Annotated in this window: 14 protein-coding genes; 8 read left to right on the forward strand and 6 right to left on the reverse strand. The window is 58.8% G+C overall.

Going from position 1 to position 17,609, the window contains the following annotated elements:
* The first annotated feature begins 19 nt into the window (after positions 1 to 19).
* The 4 genes from VUN82_11455 to VUN82_11470 all read left to right on the forward strand — a co-directional run bounded on the left by VUN82_11455 (position 20) and on the right by VUN82_11470 (position 4,646).
* The gene (locus VUN82_11455) at positions 20 to 1,186 is read left to right on the forward strand and encodes an ABC transporter ATP-binding protein (GenBank protein ID XAS74393.1); all 1,167 of its coding nucleotides are present in this window, start codon (positions 20 to 22) and stop codon (positions 1,184 to 1,186) included.
* Positions 1,183 to 2,940, forward strand: coding sequence for an iron ABC transporter permease (locus tag VUN82_11460; protein XAS74394.1), 1,758 nt, complete (start codon positions 1,183 to 1,185; stop codon positions 2,938 to 2,940). The genes VUN82_11455 and VUN82_11460 overlap by 4 nt, the downstream gene beginning before the upstream one ends.
* 125 nt (positions 2,941 to 3,065) lie before the next feature.
* Positions 3,066 to 3,677 (forward strand): nuclear transport factor 2 family protein, encoded by a 612-nt coding sequence (locus VUN82_11465; GenBank protein ID XAS74395.1) that lies wholly within the window; start codon positions 3,066 to 3,068, stop codon positions 3,675 to 3,677.
* A 222-nt stretch (positions 3,678 to 3,899) separates the two neighbouring features.
* Positions 3,900 to 4,646 (forward strand): NAD(P)-binding domain-containing protein, encoded by a 747-nt coding sequence (locus VUN82_11470; GenBank protein XAS74396.1) that lies wholly within the window; start codon positions 3,900 to 3,902, stop codon positions 4,644 to 4,646.
* Positions 4,647 to 5,668: 1,022 nt separating this feature from the next.
* Here the strand turns inward: VUN82_11470 and VUN82_11475 are convergent.
* The 6 genes from VUN82_11475 to VUN82_11500 all read right to left on the reverse strand — a co-directional run bounded on the left by VUN82_11475 (position 5,669) and on the right by VUN82_11500 (position 12,326).
* Entirely contained in the window at positions 5,669 to 6,190 is a 522-nt protein-coding gene (locus VUN82_11475; GenBank protein XAS74397.1) for a MarR family transcriptional regulator, read from the reverse strand.
* 328 nt (positions 6,191 to 6,518) lie between these two features.
* Entirely contained in the window at positions 6,519 to 7,439 is a 921-nt protein-coding gene (locus tag VUN82_11480; GenBank protein XAS74670.1) for a cytochrome b/b6 domain-containing protein, read from the reverse strand.
* Between the two features lie 14 nt (positions 7,440 to 7,453).
* The gene (locus VUN82_11485) at positions 7,454 to 8,425 is read right to left on the reverse strand and encodes an electron transfer flavoprotein subunit alpha/FixB family protein (GenBank protein ID XAS74398.1); all 972 of its coding nucleotides are present in this window, start codon (positions 8,423 to 8,425) and stop codon (positions 7,454 to 7,456) included.
* A 28-nt stretch (positions 8,426 to 8,453) separates the two neighbouring features.
* On the reverse strand, positions 8,454 to 9,227 hold the full coding sequence (locus VUN82_11490) for an electron transfer flavoprotein subunit beta/FixA family protein (protein ID XAS74399.1): 774 nt from the start codon (positions 9,225 to 9,227) through the stop codon (positions 8,454 to 8,456).
* A 685-nt stretch (positions 9,228 to 9,912) separates the two neighbouring features.
* Positions 9,913 to 11,064 (reverse strand): acyl-CoA dehydrogenase family protein, encoded by a 1,152-nt coding sequence (locus tag VUN82_11495; GenBank protein ID XAS74400.1) that lies wholly within the window; start codon positions 11,062 to 11,064, stop codon positions 9,913 to 9,915.
* Positions 11,065 to 11,351: 287 nt separating this feature from the next.
* Entirely contained in the window at positions 11,352 to 12,326 is a 975-nt protein-coding gene (locus VUN82_11500; protein ID XAS74401.1) for an aldo/keto reductase, read from the reverse strand.
* 514 nt (positions 12,327 to 12,840) lie between these two features.
* On the opposite strand from VUN82_11500, the gene VUN82_11505 reads away from it, so the two are divergent.
* From VUN82_11505 to VUN82_11520, 4 genes are all read left to right on the forward strand, one after another.
* Complete coding sequence (locus VUN82_11505; protein ID XAS74402.1) at positions 12,841 to 13,638, forward strand: citryl-CoA lyase; 798 nt, start codon at positions 12,841 to 12,843, stop codon at positions 13,636 to 13,638.
* A 105-nt stretch (positions 13,639 to 13,743) separates the two neighbouring features.
* Positions 13,744 to 14,340: a nuclear transport factor 2 family protein gene (locus VUN82_11510; GenBank protein ID XAS74403.1), complete on the forward strand. Its 597-nt coding sequence runs from the start codon at positions 13,744 to 13,746 to the stop codon at positions 14,338 to 14,340.
* 2 nt (positions 14,341 to 14,342) lie between these two features.
* Entirely contained in the window at positions 14,343 to 15,272 is a 930-nt protein-coding gene (locus VUN82_11515; protein ID XAS74404.1) for an alpha/beta hydrolase, read from the forward strand.
* 104 nt (positions 15,273 to 15,376) lie between these two features.
* The gene (locus tag VUN82_11520; GenBank protein XAS74405.1) at positions 15,377 to 16,123 is read left to right on the forward strand and encodes an NAD(P)-binding domain-containing protein; all 747 of its coding nucleotides are present in this window, start codon (positions 15,377 to 15,379) and stop codon (positions 16,121 to 16,123) included.
* The last annotated feature ends 1,486 nt before the right edge of the window (positions 16,124 to 17,609 follow it).

Raw genomic sequence — 17,609 nt, forward strand, 5'->3', positions numbered from 1 at the left:
TCGTATAAGAGATGGATTCATGGCTAAGTTAGAGATTCAAAAATTGCGTAAGGAGTTTGTTGGCCGCCGCAATGATGTCGTCGCGGTCGACGACTTGAGCTTTGCAGTCGATGAGGGCGAGTTGTTGGTCCTGCTCGGGTCGAGTGGGTGTGGCAAGACAACCACGCTTCGTTTGGTGGCCGGCCTCGAGCAGGCATCGGCTGGCCGGATCAGTATTGACGGTAAGGTGGTCTGTGACACCACACGGCACCTCGATCTGAGTCCTAACCGGCGCGACGTTGGAATGGTTTTCCAGTCGTTCGCACTGTGGCCCCACATGACAGTTCGTCGCAACATTGGCTATCCTCTTCGGGCCCGCAGGCTGAGGCAGGGCTTCGAGGAAGGCTGGATTGACGAGGCTGCTCGAATGGTTGATTGTACTGATCTTCTCGACCGGTATCCCAGCCAGTTGAGCGGCGGCCAGCAGCAGCGCGTCGCCGTGGCGCGAGCGCTGGTGGCACGTCCTTCGCTGTTGCTGTTTGACGAGCCACTGTCGAACCTTGATGCCCGGTTGCGCGACCAACTGCGTAACGAGATTCACCAGTTGCATCAACGCGTCGGATTTACAGGGTTATACGTCACTCATGACCAGTCTGAGGCATTGGCACTCGGCGATCGGCTGGCAATCATGAGCGAGGGCCGGATTGAACAGTTGGCGACCCCACGCGAAGTCTATGAAAATCCCGCCACAGAATTCGTTGCCGCGTTTATCGGGATGGGAAACTCTGTCCCCTTGTTCAAGACACCATCGGGATGGGCCAGCAACTGCGGGCAGCTTGTGGGCCGGGTTCCCGACGCTTCAATGGACGCCGCGAACTTGCGGGTGCGCCAGGAAGCAATCCGGTTGGGAACCGTCGATTCGCTTGGCCCCGGCGAGATGGGTATCGCTGGAGGTACGATCACCGACGTCGAATATGGAGGGGCTTCAGTCGATGTCATCGTTCAACTCCGCGATGCTCGATTAGTCACCTGTCGTATCCCACTTACTGGTGAGGCGGAGCACCGTTATGACATCGGGGCTGACACGACAGTCATCTTTTCGGCCAAGGACGCCAAACTGTTTCCAACGAGTAGAGCCGATTCGCTGGGACCAGACCAGGCGGATAATGGTATTGCGCTGAAGGAAAAATCCGGGGCGAGTCGATGACTGGCATGATGAACCCACTCAAGCAGGATCACGACGTAGATGAAGTGCCCGCCCACAGTGCTTCACCAAAGCGCAGCGAAACGCAGAAGCCGCGTCTACGCATCCGAAAAAGCCATGCAAGGACCGCTGGCTTGGTGCTATTCGTCTTTTGCGTTGGGGTACTTGTCATACGGCCGATCTCTTATATCATCGACCGATCGTTATTGAACGACGGCTACAAAACCGCGTTCGAAGATCCATATATCGGTGAGGCGATTTGGACCACGATCGTGCTCACAGTCGGGTCCGTCGCCCTGGCGCTCGTCCTGGGCACTGCACTGGCTTGGTTTGCTCTGCGCCTGCCACGACGGCTGCGCTGGATGTCGACATTACCAGTACTATCTATCCTTCTACCTTCGGTTGCCAGCATCACAGGCTGGATCTTCCTCTTCTCTCCACGGGTCGGCTATGCCAACACGGTGCTCCGTAACCTGCCATGGTGGTCGGACCTGTCGACCGGACCGATCGACGTTTACACGACGCCTTGGATTGTGCTATCTACCGGCCTTTCGATCACAGCATTTGTTTACCTCTTCATGAGCGCTGGCCTCACTGGCATCAATTCTGACCTGATCGAGGCGGCAGAGGTCTGCGGATCATCGAAACTTGGTGTATTCTTCCGAGTTATCCTGCCACTTGTTCGGCCATCCCTTGTCTACGCCACGGCGACTGCGATCCTATTGGCTCTAGGCCAGTTCACCGCGCCACTCCTGCTCGGACGGAACTCGAACATTCAGGTCCTCACGACCCGCATGTTTCAGTATTTGAACTCTTCACCGGTGGACTTCAACGCAGCGGCAGCATTGGGTGCTCCCTTGATCGTTATTGGTGTGCTCATCGTGTTCGGCCAACGGGCGCTACTAGGAAATCAGAGTCGGTTCGTGACTCACGGTGGCAAGGGATTCAAACCCGTAGGACGGTCCTCGCCTGCTGGAGTGTTCTGGATCGGCGCCTATGCCCTCATTACCGCCATATTGCCGCTGATGGCCATCGTTATTGTTGGATTGTCGCCGCGATGGACAGCAGACATTGTGCCGTCGAGTTTCACACTCGACAATTTCCGTGAGGCATTGAATTCGCCGGCGATCGGTGATGCGGTGCAAAACAGCATCGGGTTCTCATTGATCTCGATCATGATTGCCATTCCCATCGGCTTCCTGTGCTCGGCCATACTGGTATACGGGCGCCGCTTCGCACCATTACAGATGATCCTGGACATATTTGTCGCAATGCCCCTGGGAATACCGGCGGCAATATTTGGTCTGGGCTTCCTGCTGGCCTACAGCGGCCCACCACTGAACCTATACGGAACGAACTGGGTGGTAATCGCGGTCTATGTGACATTAATGATCCCGTTCTCGACCCGACTTCAAACATCGGGAATGTTATCGCTTGGCATGCAATACATCGAAGCCTCGCAAGTGGCCGGCGCCAATATCTGGCGAACTACGTTCCTCATACTTGTTCCACTCATGCGTACAACCTTCGGAGCAGCCGCGGCGCTGATGTTCCTGCTGCTCAGCCACGAATTTGCTGCATCAATGCTCGTCCGCTCACCAAATACCCAAGTAATGGGCACACTCCTCTACGACGAGCTGAACTTCGGCTCATACTCGATAGTCGCCGTAATCGCAATAGTAATGACGATCGTATCCTTTATTGGTCTGGCCTTCGCATTCCTCCTAGGAGGACGCGGCGCCCTCAAAAGCCTTTAGATCAAAAGTCCAAGGTTGATCGACATGACTGGCCCTGGCCGCTGAGCACCAGCACGTAATCAAAAGGCGAGGAATTGTGGAATATCGGTTGAGCAAAAGGGTTCTCAGAACAGAGAGAAGAATCTATGGTCTTCGAACCGAAGAACAATAGCAATTGGACGCTCGAGGAGCAGGTAAAGCTCCTGCTTGATGAACGTGCAATACGCGATGTGATTTATCGTGAGTGTCGAGCTAAGAATCGTGGTGACACTGCGCTCAAGAGTACGTGCTATTTTCCGGACGCCGTCGATCATCATGAGCCATTCTTCGTCGGCAATCCATACGCCGCTGCGAAAGCAGGGGGGAACCCGCTCGCGTTCGTCGGTGAGATGATCCAGTACGTTGCTCTCCAGATTCTGATCGACATTGACGGAGATATGGCACGAGTCGAAAGTTACGTCCAGGCAAACAAGATCGTTCATCAACGATCGGAGACGGGGAACACGATTCTTCGGGTCGCCGGAAACCGCCATTTGGATAGATTCGAGAGGCGCGACGGCGAGTGGAGAATCGCGAATCGTCAATTTATCCCGGAATGGGGATTCTTCCAAGAAGTCCCTCCGCTTAGGGAGCCAATCTCCATCTATGGGATCGGCACGGACGCCGCGACCATAATTCACGACGGAAATCTGTCGGCGGTGAGGCACTCCATGGACGCATCCGACCCTTCATATCACCCGACGTACTTGTTTGAATGAAACTACGTTGGCGAATCGTCAAGCCAGGGTTGGGCTCGACCAGGCGTATATGCGAAAGTCAATTCAGACCCAGGGCGTGAAGCTGAGACGCTCAACGTAAAATTAGCCAAAAAGGCTCTCCATCTTGATGCCTGGGTTTTTCGGTTTCTCGGTGAGATCTTCTATTGGCGCCAAGGCAGTTCGGCAGCTGCCAGTATAGAGGCTCACTAGTAAGGAGAAGAAGTGCGCATAGGAATTCTTGGCGTCGGTAATATCGGCACGACCCTGGCCCACCGACTAGCCGCGGCCGGTCACCAGGTCAAGGTCGCCAACTCCCGCGGGCCCGAAACGATTCCTGCCAACGCGCTGAGCAGCGGCGCAACCGCCGTTACGGCGAGTGAGGTTGTCGACGGAGTCGAGGTCCTCATCACCTCCGTCCCCTTTGCGCGGGTACCTGACCTCAGGCCGCTGATCGAACAGCTTCCCGACGATGCAGTGGTCATCGACACCTCGAACTACTACCCCCATCGCGACGGAAACATCGCCGCGGTAGACGAGGGTCAGGTGCAGAGTCTCTGGGTGAGCGAACAGTTCGGCCGCAGAGTAATCAAAGCATGGAATGCCATCAACACTGGCTCGTTCGACTCCAAGGCGACACCTGTGGGTCACCGCGACCGTATTGCAATTCCCGTCGCTGGGGACAGCGACGCCCAACGCGCCTTGGCCATGTCGCTGGTCGAGGAGACAGGCTTCGATGCCTTCGACGCCGGCAACCTCGAGCAGTCGTGGCGGCAACAGCCAGGCACTCCCGTCTACTGCACGGACTTCACCAAAGAAAAGGTCGCTGACGCCCTCGCGGCAGCCGACAAATCGCAGTCGATCCTCCGACGCGACCTGATGATCCAAGTGAACCGGGAGATCCTGAACGCCCCCACCTCGGTCCGAGGTGAGGACTACATGGTCCAACTCCACCGCGTCTTCAACACCTAAAGACGTGTTGGCCGTCCTCGCGGGCCCGTGAGTGCCTGACGACCGCATAAGGTCGGACTGAAGGACGCTAGCCTGGCCGCGCAGTCGGTTATGATCCAGATTCGGGTCGCGGTTGCTGGAAGCCTCCAGTATTCCCAGGCGCATGGGATACGTGGGCTACGAATCCAGTGAGCACGTGAAATGGGACTCCCTGTGCATCCCGTACCACGAGGCCGCGCTAGCTCGGCGCAAATGAGTCCGCGGCCCCTTCATCGGACCGGATACCCCACAGGGAGGTGGTCGCATGAAGACTGGCATCAACGGGCGGACGCTTCCTCTTCGGCGTCGTGCAGGTAATGGGCGGTATGGGTCCGATGGTGCTGGACCGAACACTGACTCACGCCGACGGCTGGATGCCTGGTCACAGTGAGGATACCTTCGACAGTCTCGGGGACCGGGTCACAGAGTTGCGCGAGCGGGCGGCGGCCCTGGGGAAGCCGGTGGAAGTCACTCTCAATATGGGGCGGCTCGACTTCGTAGAGCCATACCTTGAGCTCGGTCTGGATCGAGTCGTTTATTCGATTCCTGCGTCCTTGAATGAGAGTGAGACGCGAAAATTCGTGAGTTAGCTGGGAAAGATCGCTCAGGAGATCGACCACGGGTCCCCGGCGAAGGCACGATGGAGACGTATGGCGTGCAGATTATCGGTTATCACCTGACCACAGAGCAGCAGCCGATAGAACGCATGGCAGAAATCAGAGCCGATCTTCTCATGAAGAGGATCGAGGGCGCGCCCATTTCTTCGCCATAGCCGCGAAGGCTGGAAGGCGAACTCATCGTTCGAGGATCAACGGCGTACGCGCCCGCATTTGCCATGGACTACGTTTCGACCCTATGCAACCGTCGGTCAGGGTGCCTGATTTCCCTGAGGCATCCGAAAGGAAAATACTGGCGGCCGGCACCGTGTGGGACCCCCGAACTGGAAGTACTGCCTCATTCCACGTGTGGCTGGCCAAAACGCTGCTTTAAATCTGAACGGCGGCTTATTTTCCCGAACCCGCGGAGGCGGACAAATTGTCGATCGCGCGCGCCAATATCGGAAGGGCGTCGGAGACTTGGTCCACTTCTGACGAGCTCATTTGGCGAGTCAATTCCACCATGATGCGAGTCCTGGCCTGACGTACCGCCTGGTAAGCTGCCTTACCTTCATCCGTCATCGACACAAGATATGCACGAGAGTCCGATTCATCGGTTGTTCTACTGACATAGCCAGCTGCCACTGCTGCCGCTACCTGCCGGCTGAGGGTAGACCTGTCGAGTCCAAGACGATCTGCGAGATCAGAGATCCGGAGCGTCCCAGCGGCTGACAATCGAGTGAGTATCGAGATCATGGAGCGATCTATCGAGACGCCCGACCTCTCCACTAACCGTGTGTGGAACTCATAAAGGGACCAGCGAATGATGGATCCCAACGCCTCATCAATCACGCGCTGATTTGGACTAAGCCGAACGGTATCGCCGACCGATGCTGTCATAACTGCCTTCCTCGTTTCCAAACTTGTCATGGCTTAAGTCTCGACGGATGCTGTTTTCCCTCCCGACCACAACGCTCAACCCCAAAAGTGCGCGCGCGGGCGGTCCGTGGCCTTAGGGTCAGACCAAGCGGTTGAATGCACAACACACGAATAGAATATCTAGCCTTCGCTTACCCCGTAATGCAATGCCAAGGGCCACTATCGTGGCCAAGGCTGCCGCTTCTTTTGAACAGACCTATCCTGTGCCTCGCCATTCGAGGACAACAGCAAGGATGGTGCGGTCCCAGGGATGTTGTACAAAGAGTCAACTATGCCCCTTCTCGACGGTTTCGTTGGTGTGACCGCCTGTGTTCCACAGTCAGTTTTTGGTTACAGACCCCATCAGGGAAGCAATGGGCCGTAAAATGATGGGCCGTGCGGCCACCCAGAGCACCGCCATGAGGGCGAGGGCCGCGGCGAAGAACCAGAAACCAGCCCAAGTGTCGTCGTCGCTGCCGGCAAACATGTGGTTGAGGTTTCTCAGTGTCCCGGTCGCAAACACGAGGGTCACGTGGCCGATGATGAACAGCACGAAGTAGAGCATCACCGGGAAGTGGATGGCCCGAGCGAGCTCGATTCGATAAACCTTGTTGATCTTCGCGTCCTTGGGCCACGCTCCAGACATGCGGATGCCGGTGATGATTGACAGCGGTGCGGCGATGAAAATGGTCACGAAGTAAGCAATCATCTGCAGGCTGTTGTACGAGACCCAGCCGTTTTCAAGCGGCCAGTCAAGAGACGCATACTGCAGCGCGGCCGACAAAGCGTTGGGAATGTGCTCCCATGACACTGGCACCACCCGCTGCCACTGCCCTGTGGTGAACAGTAGAACGTAAAACCCGAGCCCAGTAGCAGCCCATAGTGCACTAAGGCTCAGATGCAGCCACAGGTCCAGGCTTACCTTGGTGGGCCTGCCCTTGGTGCGGATGAGCCCCTTATTGTTGCGTGTCCAATAGGCGGCCGGGCGCTGCGTGGTGCGGACGTGCCAACCGCTGCGAATAATCATCAAGATCAGTAGCATGTTGAAGATGTGGCTCCATCGCAACCACTCGGGGAAGCCCTGGGGTGGGCCGACAGGCGGGAGTACGTGCCCGGGGTTGTCTGAAACGAAGGACTGCACTCCGGACAAGGTGCGCAGCCACTGGGCGCCGAATACAACCACACCAAGCACGACCAATGCGATTGGGATCACCCACACCAGAGCGAACCATCGACTCCGCTGGCCCCGGGGCTTCTTCATCACGCTGCTGCTGGTCATTTCTGCCGGGCCCTAATTCCCTCGACAAGCTTGGGTACTACCTCGAAGAGATCCCCGACGATTCCGAAGTCGGCGATATCGAAGATGGGGGAGTCGTCATCCTTGTTGATAGCGACAATTGTCTTGGCGGTCTGCATCCCTGCACGGTGCTGAATCGCACCCGAGATGCCGAGCGCGACATAGAGTTGCGGCGACACCGTGATGCCGGTCTGCCCCACTTGATAGGAATGCGGCACATACCCGGCATCCACTGCAGCCCGGGATGCACCCACGGCAGCACCTAGCGTGTCGGCGAGGTCTTCGACAATCGAAAAGTTCTCCTTTGAGCCGACGCCGCGACCACCTGACACGACAGTGGTCGCCCCCCGCAGTTCGGGACGGGTTGACACCATTGATTCGTCGTTCACGGCAGTGATGACGGTTGACTTCGATGTGTCTACCGGGATGGGGACGGTGCTGGTCTCGGGCGATGCTGCGGGTACGACGTCCTCAATGGCACCGAGCCTGACCGTCGCGATCGTTAGGCCTCCGGTGACCGTAGATTCGGTGTTGTAGGCGCCCCCGAAGATTGAATGGGACGTGACGACGCTGTCGCCGTCTGTCCGCACGCTGACTGCGTCGAGCAACAGAGCCCCGCCCGTGCGAACCGCCAACCGGCCTGCGACCTCGACACCGTCCAGGGTATTGGCGGTCAGCACCGCAGTTGGCGAGTACTCGGCGACCGCTGCCTGAAGCGCTGCGACCTGGGCAACTGCAACGGCGGTCGCCGCGGCATCTGTCTCGGCGACGTATACCCGAGCTGCGCCTAACTGGCCAAGACGCGAGGACACGCCATCACCCTGCCCGGGCGCGACCGCTACGACGGCAATCGGAGTGCCAAGAGAGGCGGCAGCACCGATCAACATCTCGGACGAACGACGGATCATGCCCGCGGGCGAGACCTCGATGAAAGCAAGAACGTTCGACATCGTGATTTTCTCCAAATCTCTTAGCGGCTCAAATGAGGCGCTCGGCGACGAGGAATTCGATGAGCCTGTCGGCCGCGGCACCCTCGTCATGGATTTTTATGCCGGCCTCACGGGTGGGGCGTGCCGCCGTGGAAAGGACGATCGAGCGGGCTAGGCCGGGGAAGGAGGGATCGATCCCGAGGTCAGATAGCGAGACCACGTCGATCCGCTTTCGCTTGGCCGAAATAATTCCTTTGAACCCGGGAAAACGCGCCTCGTCAGCACTCTCGGTGACGGACACTAGGGCGGGCAGCGGTGCCCGCACGTCGCGGGTACCGGACTCGGTCGTTTGGGTCCCTCTGACATCTGCATCAACCTGCAGGTTGTCGAGTGAAGTCAGGTACGACAGGCCCAAGTGCTCTGCGACCATGGCCGGGATAACGCCACCCCGACCATCGGTTGATGCATCGCCTGCCAGGACCAGATCAACATGGCCGATCCGCTCAACGGCCCTTGCGATTACCAGAGCAGAACGCACAGCATCCGCTCCCACCAACTCGTCATCGAGAACGTGCACTGCGGAATCGGCTCCCATCGACAACGCTTTCCGTAACGATGATGTGGCTGATTCCGGGCCCATCGACATGACTATTACTTCAGTGGCCTTGTCGGCATCCTTTCGCCGCAGGGCGACCTCGATTGCACGTTCGTTGATCTCGTCTATTACCGCGTCGCTGCGGTCACGATCAACTCGGCCATCGGGCAGCAAGGTGCGCTCCCCGTAGGTGTCGGGCACTTGCTTGATCAGAACAATAATTCTCACTGCTTACTCCTTTGATACATCGACTTCCCCGACCATGATCGGGACCCGTTTCCTGCCACCTGCACGCTGCACCGCGTGCGAGATCACGTGACCGGCTACGGATTGCCCTTCTGTGTTGTTGAAGGCACCACGGCAGACGCGGCCGATTGCCTTGCACGCGGCCGAAACGATCACAGCTTCTCTCATTGGTGGTTCACGCCTCCGTCGAACACGTCCAAATTTATTTGTATGGTACACGTAAGTTGCTTTGGATTACAGAGTATACCGACGCTGTTGGCGCGCGCGCCCTGAGCCCCCGCTCGTCTAAAGCAATGCTCGATCGCGCGCTTGTATGGCTTCCCACCGGAACGGGGTGGACGAGGCGTACTTTACTGAGCCCATAGTTGACGGGAATCTCCGTTCCTTCATTCCTTACCAGACCCTCGGTGAGACACGTAAGAAGCGCCAACATAAGGAAGCCCTGCGCGGGGATTGCACCCGCTCCTGAACAATCTTGAACCAATTGCTTACGACTTCAACCGCGCCGGCCGACCCGTGTAGGTCGATCACCGCGACGCGGCGGCCATCTGCGGCGAGGTGCTGGGCAATCGCGGCGCCGCTCCATGTTTCCCGGGCCTTCAGCGTCGAATCATGACCAGGGCTCGTGGTCAAAATTGCCTGCGGCCGGCACTCAGGCAAATCGTGCTTAGAAGCCGAGGTCGCGTCCGATGATGTTCTTCATGATCTCGTTTGAGCCTGCCCAAATCTTAGTAACGCGGGCATCCTTCCAGGCGCGGGCGACGCGATATTCGTTCATAAATCCATAGCCTCCGTATAGCTGGACGCAGTGGTCGAGAACCTCATTCTGTACGTCCGCGGCCCACCACTTGGCTTTTGCGGCATCGACGGCGGAAAGCTTTCCGCGGACTTGCGCAGCGACACACTGGTCGACGTATGCCTGGGTCACCTCAGTCTTTGTCACGAGTTCCGCGAGCAGGAATTTGTTGTGCTGGAACGACCCAATCGCCTGGCCGAAGGCTTGGCGATTGCGTGCATACTCAATCGTCTCGTCGAGGATTTGGCGGGCGTGTGCGAGATTGGTTACGGCGGCGCCGATCCGCTCCTGCGGAAGTAGTTCCATCATGTGGCCGAATCCGCCGTTAAGGCTTCCGATCAGGTGGCCCTCAGTGAGGTGGACATTGTCGAAGTAGAGCTCGGCGGTGTTGGCCTCAGGTTGGCCCACCTTATCGAGTGGCGTTCCGCGGCTGAAGCCCGGCATTGACGCTTCGACGGCGAAGAGAGAGATTCCCTTCCCACGGCTATCGGGAGTCGTTCGGGCGGCCACGATGATGAGGTCCGCAGAACCTCCGTTGGTGATGAAGATCTTGGATCCGTTGAGAACCCACCCACCGTTCGGGTCCTTTACGGCAGAGGTTCGGAGGGCGGCCAGGTCGGAACCGGCAGAAGGCTCTGTCATGGCGATCGCCGTCACGATGGAGCCGTCGCAGAACCCGGGCAGCCAGCGTTTACGCTGCTCAGGCGTCGAGAGCTTAACGAGATACGGTGCGACCACATCGAAATGAATGCTCATCGACGAAGCAAGGGCAAGGTTCACTTTGGCTAGCTCTTCGAGCAGTACCGCATTGAACCGATAGTCGCCAGCTTCGCTTCCGCCGTACTCCTCAGGAACCTCAAGGCCAAGGAAGCCATGCTCGCCTGCGTCCTGCCAGACGTCGCGCGGAATTCGTTTGCTTGCGGCATGCTCATCAACATCGGGGCTAATGGAGCGCCGAATAAATTCGGCGACCGAGCTGCGGAAGGCCTTATGGTCATCCTCGAAGAGTGTGCGCTCAATCATGGGGGATAAGTTCCTAGCTGTCTGCCTTGATGGACTAGTGGGGTCGACTGGGGCGAAGGGTGGTGCTGTTGCACGTGGGATAATCCCAGGGCGACCATATTGATTGCATAATACACGTAATTGTTGCTCCTGGGAATGTCCACCAAGGCGGCAACCATCGGGCGCGGGAAAACCGAGGATAGATTCCCCAAGTTTCCATGGTGGTACCGTCCAACGAACGGCACTCAGTTAGCCAAACGTCTCGCTGGCCGCCAGGGCGCCCTGCTGGTCTTACTTTGCGCTACCGCCTAGTCGTCGATAGTGGACATGTCCGGGTAGCGGGCGCCAGCCGCCGAACCGGGGGGCGCGAGCTCATCGAGTCGCTTCAGGTCCGTGGGGGAAAGTCCGACATTGATGGCGCCCAAGTTCTCTGCCAGCCGATCCTGCTGCTTGGTACCCGGAATAGGGACTATATGCTCTCCCTGTGCGAGTATCCAGGCAAGGGCAAGCTGCCCAGGTGTGCATTGCTTCTCGTCCGCGAGTTCCTTGACGCGGTTCACGAGTTCCAGGTTGTGCGTGAAGTTCTCACCCTGGAAACGAGGGGACCGTCTGCGGAAATCGTCAGCCGGGAAATCCTCCGGGCTGCGGAGCTGGCCAGTGAGGAGTCCACGCCCCAGCGGACTATACGGCACGAAGCCGATGCGCAGCTCGTCCAGGACGGCGAAGACCTTGGTTTCGGGCTCACGTTCCCAGAGAGAATACTCGGTTTGCAATGCCGTGATTGGATGCACGGCATGAGCGCGGCGGATCGTATCCGGTGCTGCCTCGGAAAGACCCAAGTACCGTACCTTACCCGACTGGACCAGCTCGCTCATGGCACCGACGGTTTCTTCGATCGGGACGGTCTTGTCCACCCGGTGCTGGTAGTACAGATCGATATAGTCAACGCCGAGTCGTTGCAGGCTCGCGTCGCAAGCGGCGCGCACATACTCAGGCCTGCCGTTGACCCCAGCCCAGGAACCGTCGTCGCCCCTTTCAGTTCCAAACTTCGTTGCTAGTATGACGGCGGAGCGGCGGTCGGCGATCGCCTTACCGACGAGCTTCTCATTAGTGAACGGGCCATACATGTCGGCGGTATCCAGGAGGCTGCCACCCTCATCGAGGAAGGCGTGGATGGTAGCGATGTATTCGCGTTCGTCTCCTTCGCGGTAGAACTCTTGCATGCCCATGCAGCCGAGGCCGAGGGCGGAAACGGTCAATGAACCAAGTGTGCGGTATTCCATGAGGCTCTCCTTTGGGTGCCAGAGCGTGCTGGGCGGCAGAACGGTGCTCCGAGAGGGTGCGGTTCCGATACCAGCCAGATTGCATCGATTCATCCCCATGCCTGTCAGAAGCCGTCCGATATTTCCCGAAGAGTAGCTTCTTCGAGAATCTTCTGAATCAAGAACCTTTCACGATCTGCCGCAATCAACCTTTCCGAAGGCGTATCGGACGGGTCCTGTGGAGGCGTAGGGGTTTGTCGAGCAGCACGGCGAAGTGCCCTCACCTCAATGGATTAGATCAGCACAATTAGTCCCCTCGATTTTCAGTTCTGGATACGTTACCATCATTTTGTGGATGCGATTCCACGGTGTCCTAATAGTGCAGTTGGTCCCCTGGGAAGCCATAGAACGCACATCCGGGCGACCCAGACCCGTTTCCACTGTTCATGGATCAGGACCCGGTCAGGACTTTTGCCCTCCAGCAGCGTCGACCACGATAGCCCGAACCACACATCTCTACGAGAGGAAGGCGCCCATGGCGTCGACAACTGACGACTGGTCAACAGATATAGCTCAAGTGCGAGACGACGACGTTCTCGTTCGCGGTCACCTGCTGACCACAATGATTGGCAAACGCAGCTTCGGTGAACTCGCATACCTCCTCATCAGCGGTCGATTGCCAACCGGAGGACAGGCCCACGTCCTTGAGGCCATCATGGTCTCGGTCATGGAACACGGCATCTCACCAACGACCACCGTCACCCGAATGATGGCCTCGTACGGGAATCCTATCCAAGTGGGAATCGCTGCGGGGATGCTCACTATCGGCGATCATCACGGCGGCGCCGGAGAGCAGATCGCCGGGTGGCTTCGGGAAGCCATTGCCAGCATCCAGAGCACCGGAAGCGATCGACGCGACGAGATCCGGGCGAAGGCCCGAAGCATCGTCACGGCCAGGCGCGCTGCCCGCGAACCGATCGAAGGATTCGGCCACCCGCACCACGACGTTGACCCACGAGCGCCGCTGCTGATGGGAATCGCCGATGAACATGGGGTCTACGGCGATCACTGTCTTCTGCTTGAGTCGATCGAGACTGAGCTGGAAGCAGCCGTCGGACGGCGAATCGCGACCAACATCGACGGCGTCTCCGCTGCGCTTCTCTTGGACCTCGGCCTCGATCCACGCTTGGCACGTCCCATCCTGATGACTTCACGGACACTGTCTCTTGCTGCGCACTTCATCGAAGAGCAAGACCAGGGGCAGAAATGGCGTCACGTCCCCGGCAGTCAAGTCACCTACACCGGACCCCAACAACCAGCCACAACGGGATAGGTATCGCGTGGACCCCGGCGTCATCGTGTGTGCACAGTGATCGCGAGTGCACTCGAAAGAACAGGGACCGCGGAGAAGGTACAGACCGCCACAAGGAGGCGCAGAATGACGCTGGACCTCAGCAATGTGAACGCCAGCCCCCACATCGAGGTGGGATCGGAACTAGGACACCTGCAACGGTTGGCTGATGTGCACGCAATCCACCAACTGGGTGCGATCTATCCCATCCTCGTTGATAGCCGCGACTTGGACGCCCTTGTCGACTTGTTCTCGAAAGACGGCACTTTCCTGCGTGCCGGTCATGTATACACAGGACGTGAGGAGTTGCGCCAGTTTTTTGCGCAGATCATGGCCAACTACTCCATGACCGTTCACAGCGTCCATTCGCACGTGGTGGACCTGGCGTTGGGTGCGAAGACTGCGGCCGGTGTGCAGATGGGGCATGGTGAGGTGGCGATCGCGGGGCAACGGTGTCTCGCAGCCTATCGCTATGACGATCAATATCGCTGGGTTGACGGCCGATGGCTGTTCGCGCGTCGGCAAATGCGTTATGAGTACTTTTCGTCCCACGAAGCATTGGGTCGTAGCCTCGCCGGTCGCCAGCGCGTCCGCGTTCCAGGCATCGCGCCGCGCGACGCGGAGATTCCGGAGGAGCTGCCTGGTTATCTGGCTGCACGGTCGGCCAGCAATGAAAGGGTTTAATGATGGCAGAGGCCAAGTCTGTAGTTTCAAGTCCCCTTGATCGGGCCAAAGCAATGCTGCAGCACGCGCTGCCCGCCGAAGGTGGCGGGACGCTGGATGATCGGCGCGAGGGCTACGAGGCGGTACTCGCACAGCTGCCCATCCCAGATGACGTATCGATCATCGACGCCACTTATGGAGGCATCGATGGGTACTGGGTCCATGCCGATGGCGCGTCGAACGGACGGATCGGCGTGATGCTGCATGGAGGCGGCTATATCATCGGCTCGGCCATGGGCTACCGTGCCTACGCTGCGGAGGTGTCACGGGAAACCGACGCCCGGGTCTTCGTGGCGGAATACCGCCTGGCTCCGGAACATCCGTTTCCGGCGGCCCTCGAGGATGCGCGAAACGTCCTTGCTGCCGCCATCGACGAAGTCGGGCCACAGTCTGTTTTCGCCATCGGAGACTCAGCAGGCGGAGGCCTGGTGATCAGCTCCCTGTTGGATTTGCATCGCGCAGGGGCCACACTCCCGGCGTGCATAGTCCTTGTGTCGCCACTCGTCGACCTGACGGTGACGAACTCCAGTTACGAAGAGCGCGCACATAGCGACCCGATTGTCTCGCGAAAGGGCATTCAACGCGCTGCGGGTCTGTACCTCGATGGGCGAGGGCCGGAGGAGGCGCTGGCAGCGTTCCCGATGCTGGCCGATCTTGGCTGGCTTCCGCCGTGTCTGTTGCTCGTGGGAGGTGCTGAAGTCCTGCTGGACGACTCCCGCAATCTAGCCGAGAAGCTCAAGCGAGAAGGGGCACACGTCGAATACCGCGAATACGACGGCATGGTGCACGTTTGGACGTTGTTCTCGTCGTTCCTGCCAGAAGGGCAGGAAGCGTTGGAAGAGATCGGCGAATTCGTGAGCACCACGATCCCTGGGAATCGCCGTCGTAATTGACCCGCCCGGCAGCGGTTCACAAAATCAATTTGCGACGTCGATCCGCGTCGTAATCGGTATTCATCAGACTTTTTACAAGCACCGTTTACAAGCAAGGAGAAGAAGTGCGCATAGGAATTCTTGGCGTCGGAAATATCGGCACGACCCTGGCCCACCGACTAGCCGCGGCCGGTCACCAGGTCAAGGTCGCCAACTCCCGCGGCCCCGAAACGATTCCGGCCAACGCGCTGAGCAGCGGCGCAACCGCCGTTACGGCGAGTGAGGTTGTCGACGGAGTCGAGGTCCTCATCACCTCCGTCCCCTTTGCGCGGGTACCTGACCTCAGGCCGCTGATCGAACAGCTTCCCGACGATGCAGTGGTCATCGACACCTCGAACTACTACCCCCATCGCGACGGAAACATCGCCGCGGTAGACGAGGGTCAGGTGCAGAGTCTCTGGGTGAGCGAACAGTTCGGCCGCAGAGTAATCAAAGCATGGAATGCCATCAACACTGGCTCGTTCGACTCCAAGGCGACACCTGTGGGTCACCGCGACCGTATTGCAATTCCCGTCGCTGGGGACAGCGACGCCCAACGCGCCTTGGCCATGTCGCTGGTCGAGGAGACAGGCTTCGATGCCTTCGACGCCGGCAACCTCGAGCAGTCGTGGCGGCAACAGCCAGGCACTCCCGTCTACTGCACGGACTTCACCAAAGAAAAGGTCGCTGACGCCCTCGCGGCAGCCGACAAATCGCAGTCGATCCTCCGACGCGACCTGATGATCCAAGTGAACCGGGAGATCCTGAACGCCCCCACCTCGGTCCGAGGTGAGGACTACATGGTTCAGCTGCACCGGGTTTTCAATACGTAAAGACAATGTGACCTCTTGAGCCAACGTCATCCCGGGAGTCGCTCTGGATCTGGCCGTGAATCCGCCGCCCCCTCATCAGAGTCGGCTCTCGAGCCGGTCGTGATAGCGGCAGGCTCGGGCCGACCTGGAACCCGACCTTGAAGCCGTGCTGCCGCTATTGACGCGGCGGCATCAGGTCTTGGAGGGGTGTGCGGTCGCGGACGTCTCCTCGTCATCGCCCCGGCGGGATTGCCCGTGGCTGATCCGGCAATCGTGGACATGCGCTTCGCGAGGCGGGGCATCCCTTGGAGCAGGCGCATCTCGTCGACGCATTCCTTCGCGCGTCGCGACGATACCTGGCCCACAGCACAGTACCGCGAGCTCGATTCTGACAGAAGCCAACGAGCCCCAGACCCGCCGCGCCGAAGCGGTCGATGCCGACGCCGTCCACACGAAAGCCGCCCCCGGCGATGTTGTCGGTGGTTGACACCGAGGGCGATTCATCTGGTGTCGTGAACAAGGCCCGGTACCGCAACTTGGTCGAAGACCGCGTTCTGCCCGTTCTAGCTCCTTGGCTTGAGATCCGAAACCCGGCGCACGATCAGGCGGCCGGCCAGTTGATTGGACTTCTTGGGCGAACAGAACGCAAACCCAAATTTCCGCGACTTCAGCTCATAGCGCCGACGCCGCCGTCTGCTCTTCTTGTAGATCGTGTCGGTGTGTTCAATCGTGCTCCATGCAACAGCGGAGATAGCAGCGATCTCCGCTTCGACCTCGAAGTCGAAGCGGCGGTTGACATCAGCGACGATCTGTAGCTGACCTCTTCAGGCCAGACGTACGGGGAGGCATAGCCCTACTGATCATGCCGCACGTTGCTTTCCGTGCTACTCCGACAAGCACAAGCTAAGCATCGTCGCATTGCTTGGAGAAGGAAACCCCTCACCCACGGCGGTCTATTACTCCGCTACGGTAGCGAGCGCGATCGACGAGCTGGATCCCGGAGAGCGCGCCTTTCCTCGCATGCGTGTCGGCTGGTGAAACAATAATATGGGCGCACAAGCCGAAAAGCCGATGCCACACTCCTCATGGACAAGCTCGTAGGTCTCTCCAACGAACGCGGCTTGCTGAGTCAGAGTACACGGTGGAGGAACAACGGATGGCCGGCAACTCTCCGCAGGCGTTCTCGAATCGGGCCCTCCTGAGGACAGCCGACGCGATGCACTGAATCGACCGTCTCAGCCTGGCCGTTCGGTCTCGACCTACCGGCACCGGATGCCCACACTCCGCCTGGTTGGAGCTTCGGCTTGAAATCAATGCGCATGAGGGCGCTGAACTGTCCTCTGGCGTCAGTCCCTCAGATCTTGATTCTCCAGCAGTTCGTGCCTGTGGTGGAGCATGAACTCATGCGTGTAATGAAGGCCAATCCAAGGGGATGCAAAGTATTCGTCTATGCCAAAATCTTGAACCGGAGCTGGTGCTTCTTCGGCGCAGATGTTCGGATCGGGTA

This window comes from Micrococcaceae bacterium Sec5.1, assembly GCA_039636795.1.
Lineage (GTDB): Bacteria > Actinomycetota > Actinomycetes > Actinomycetales > Micrococcaceae > Arthrobacter.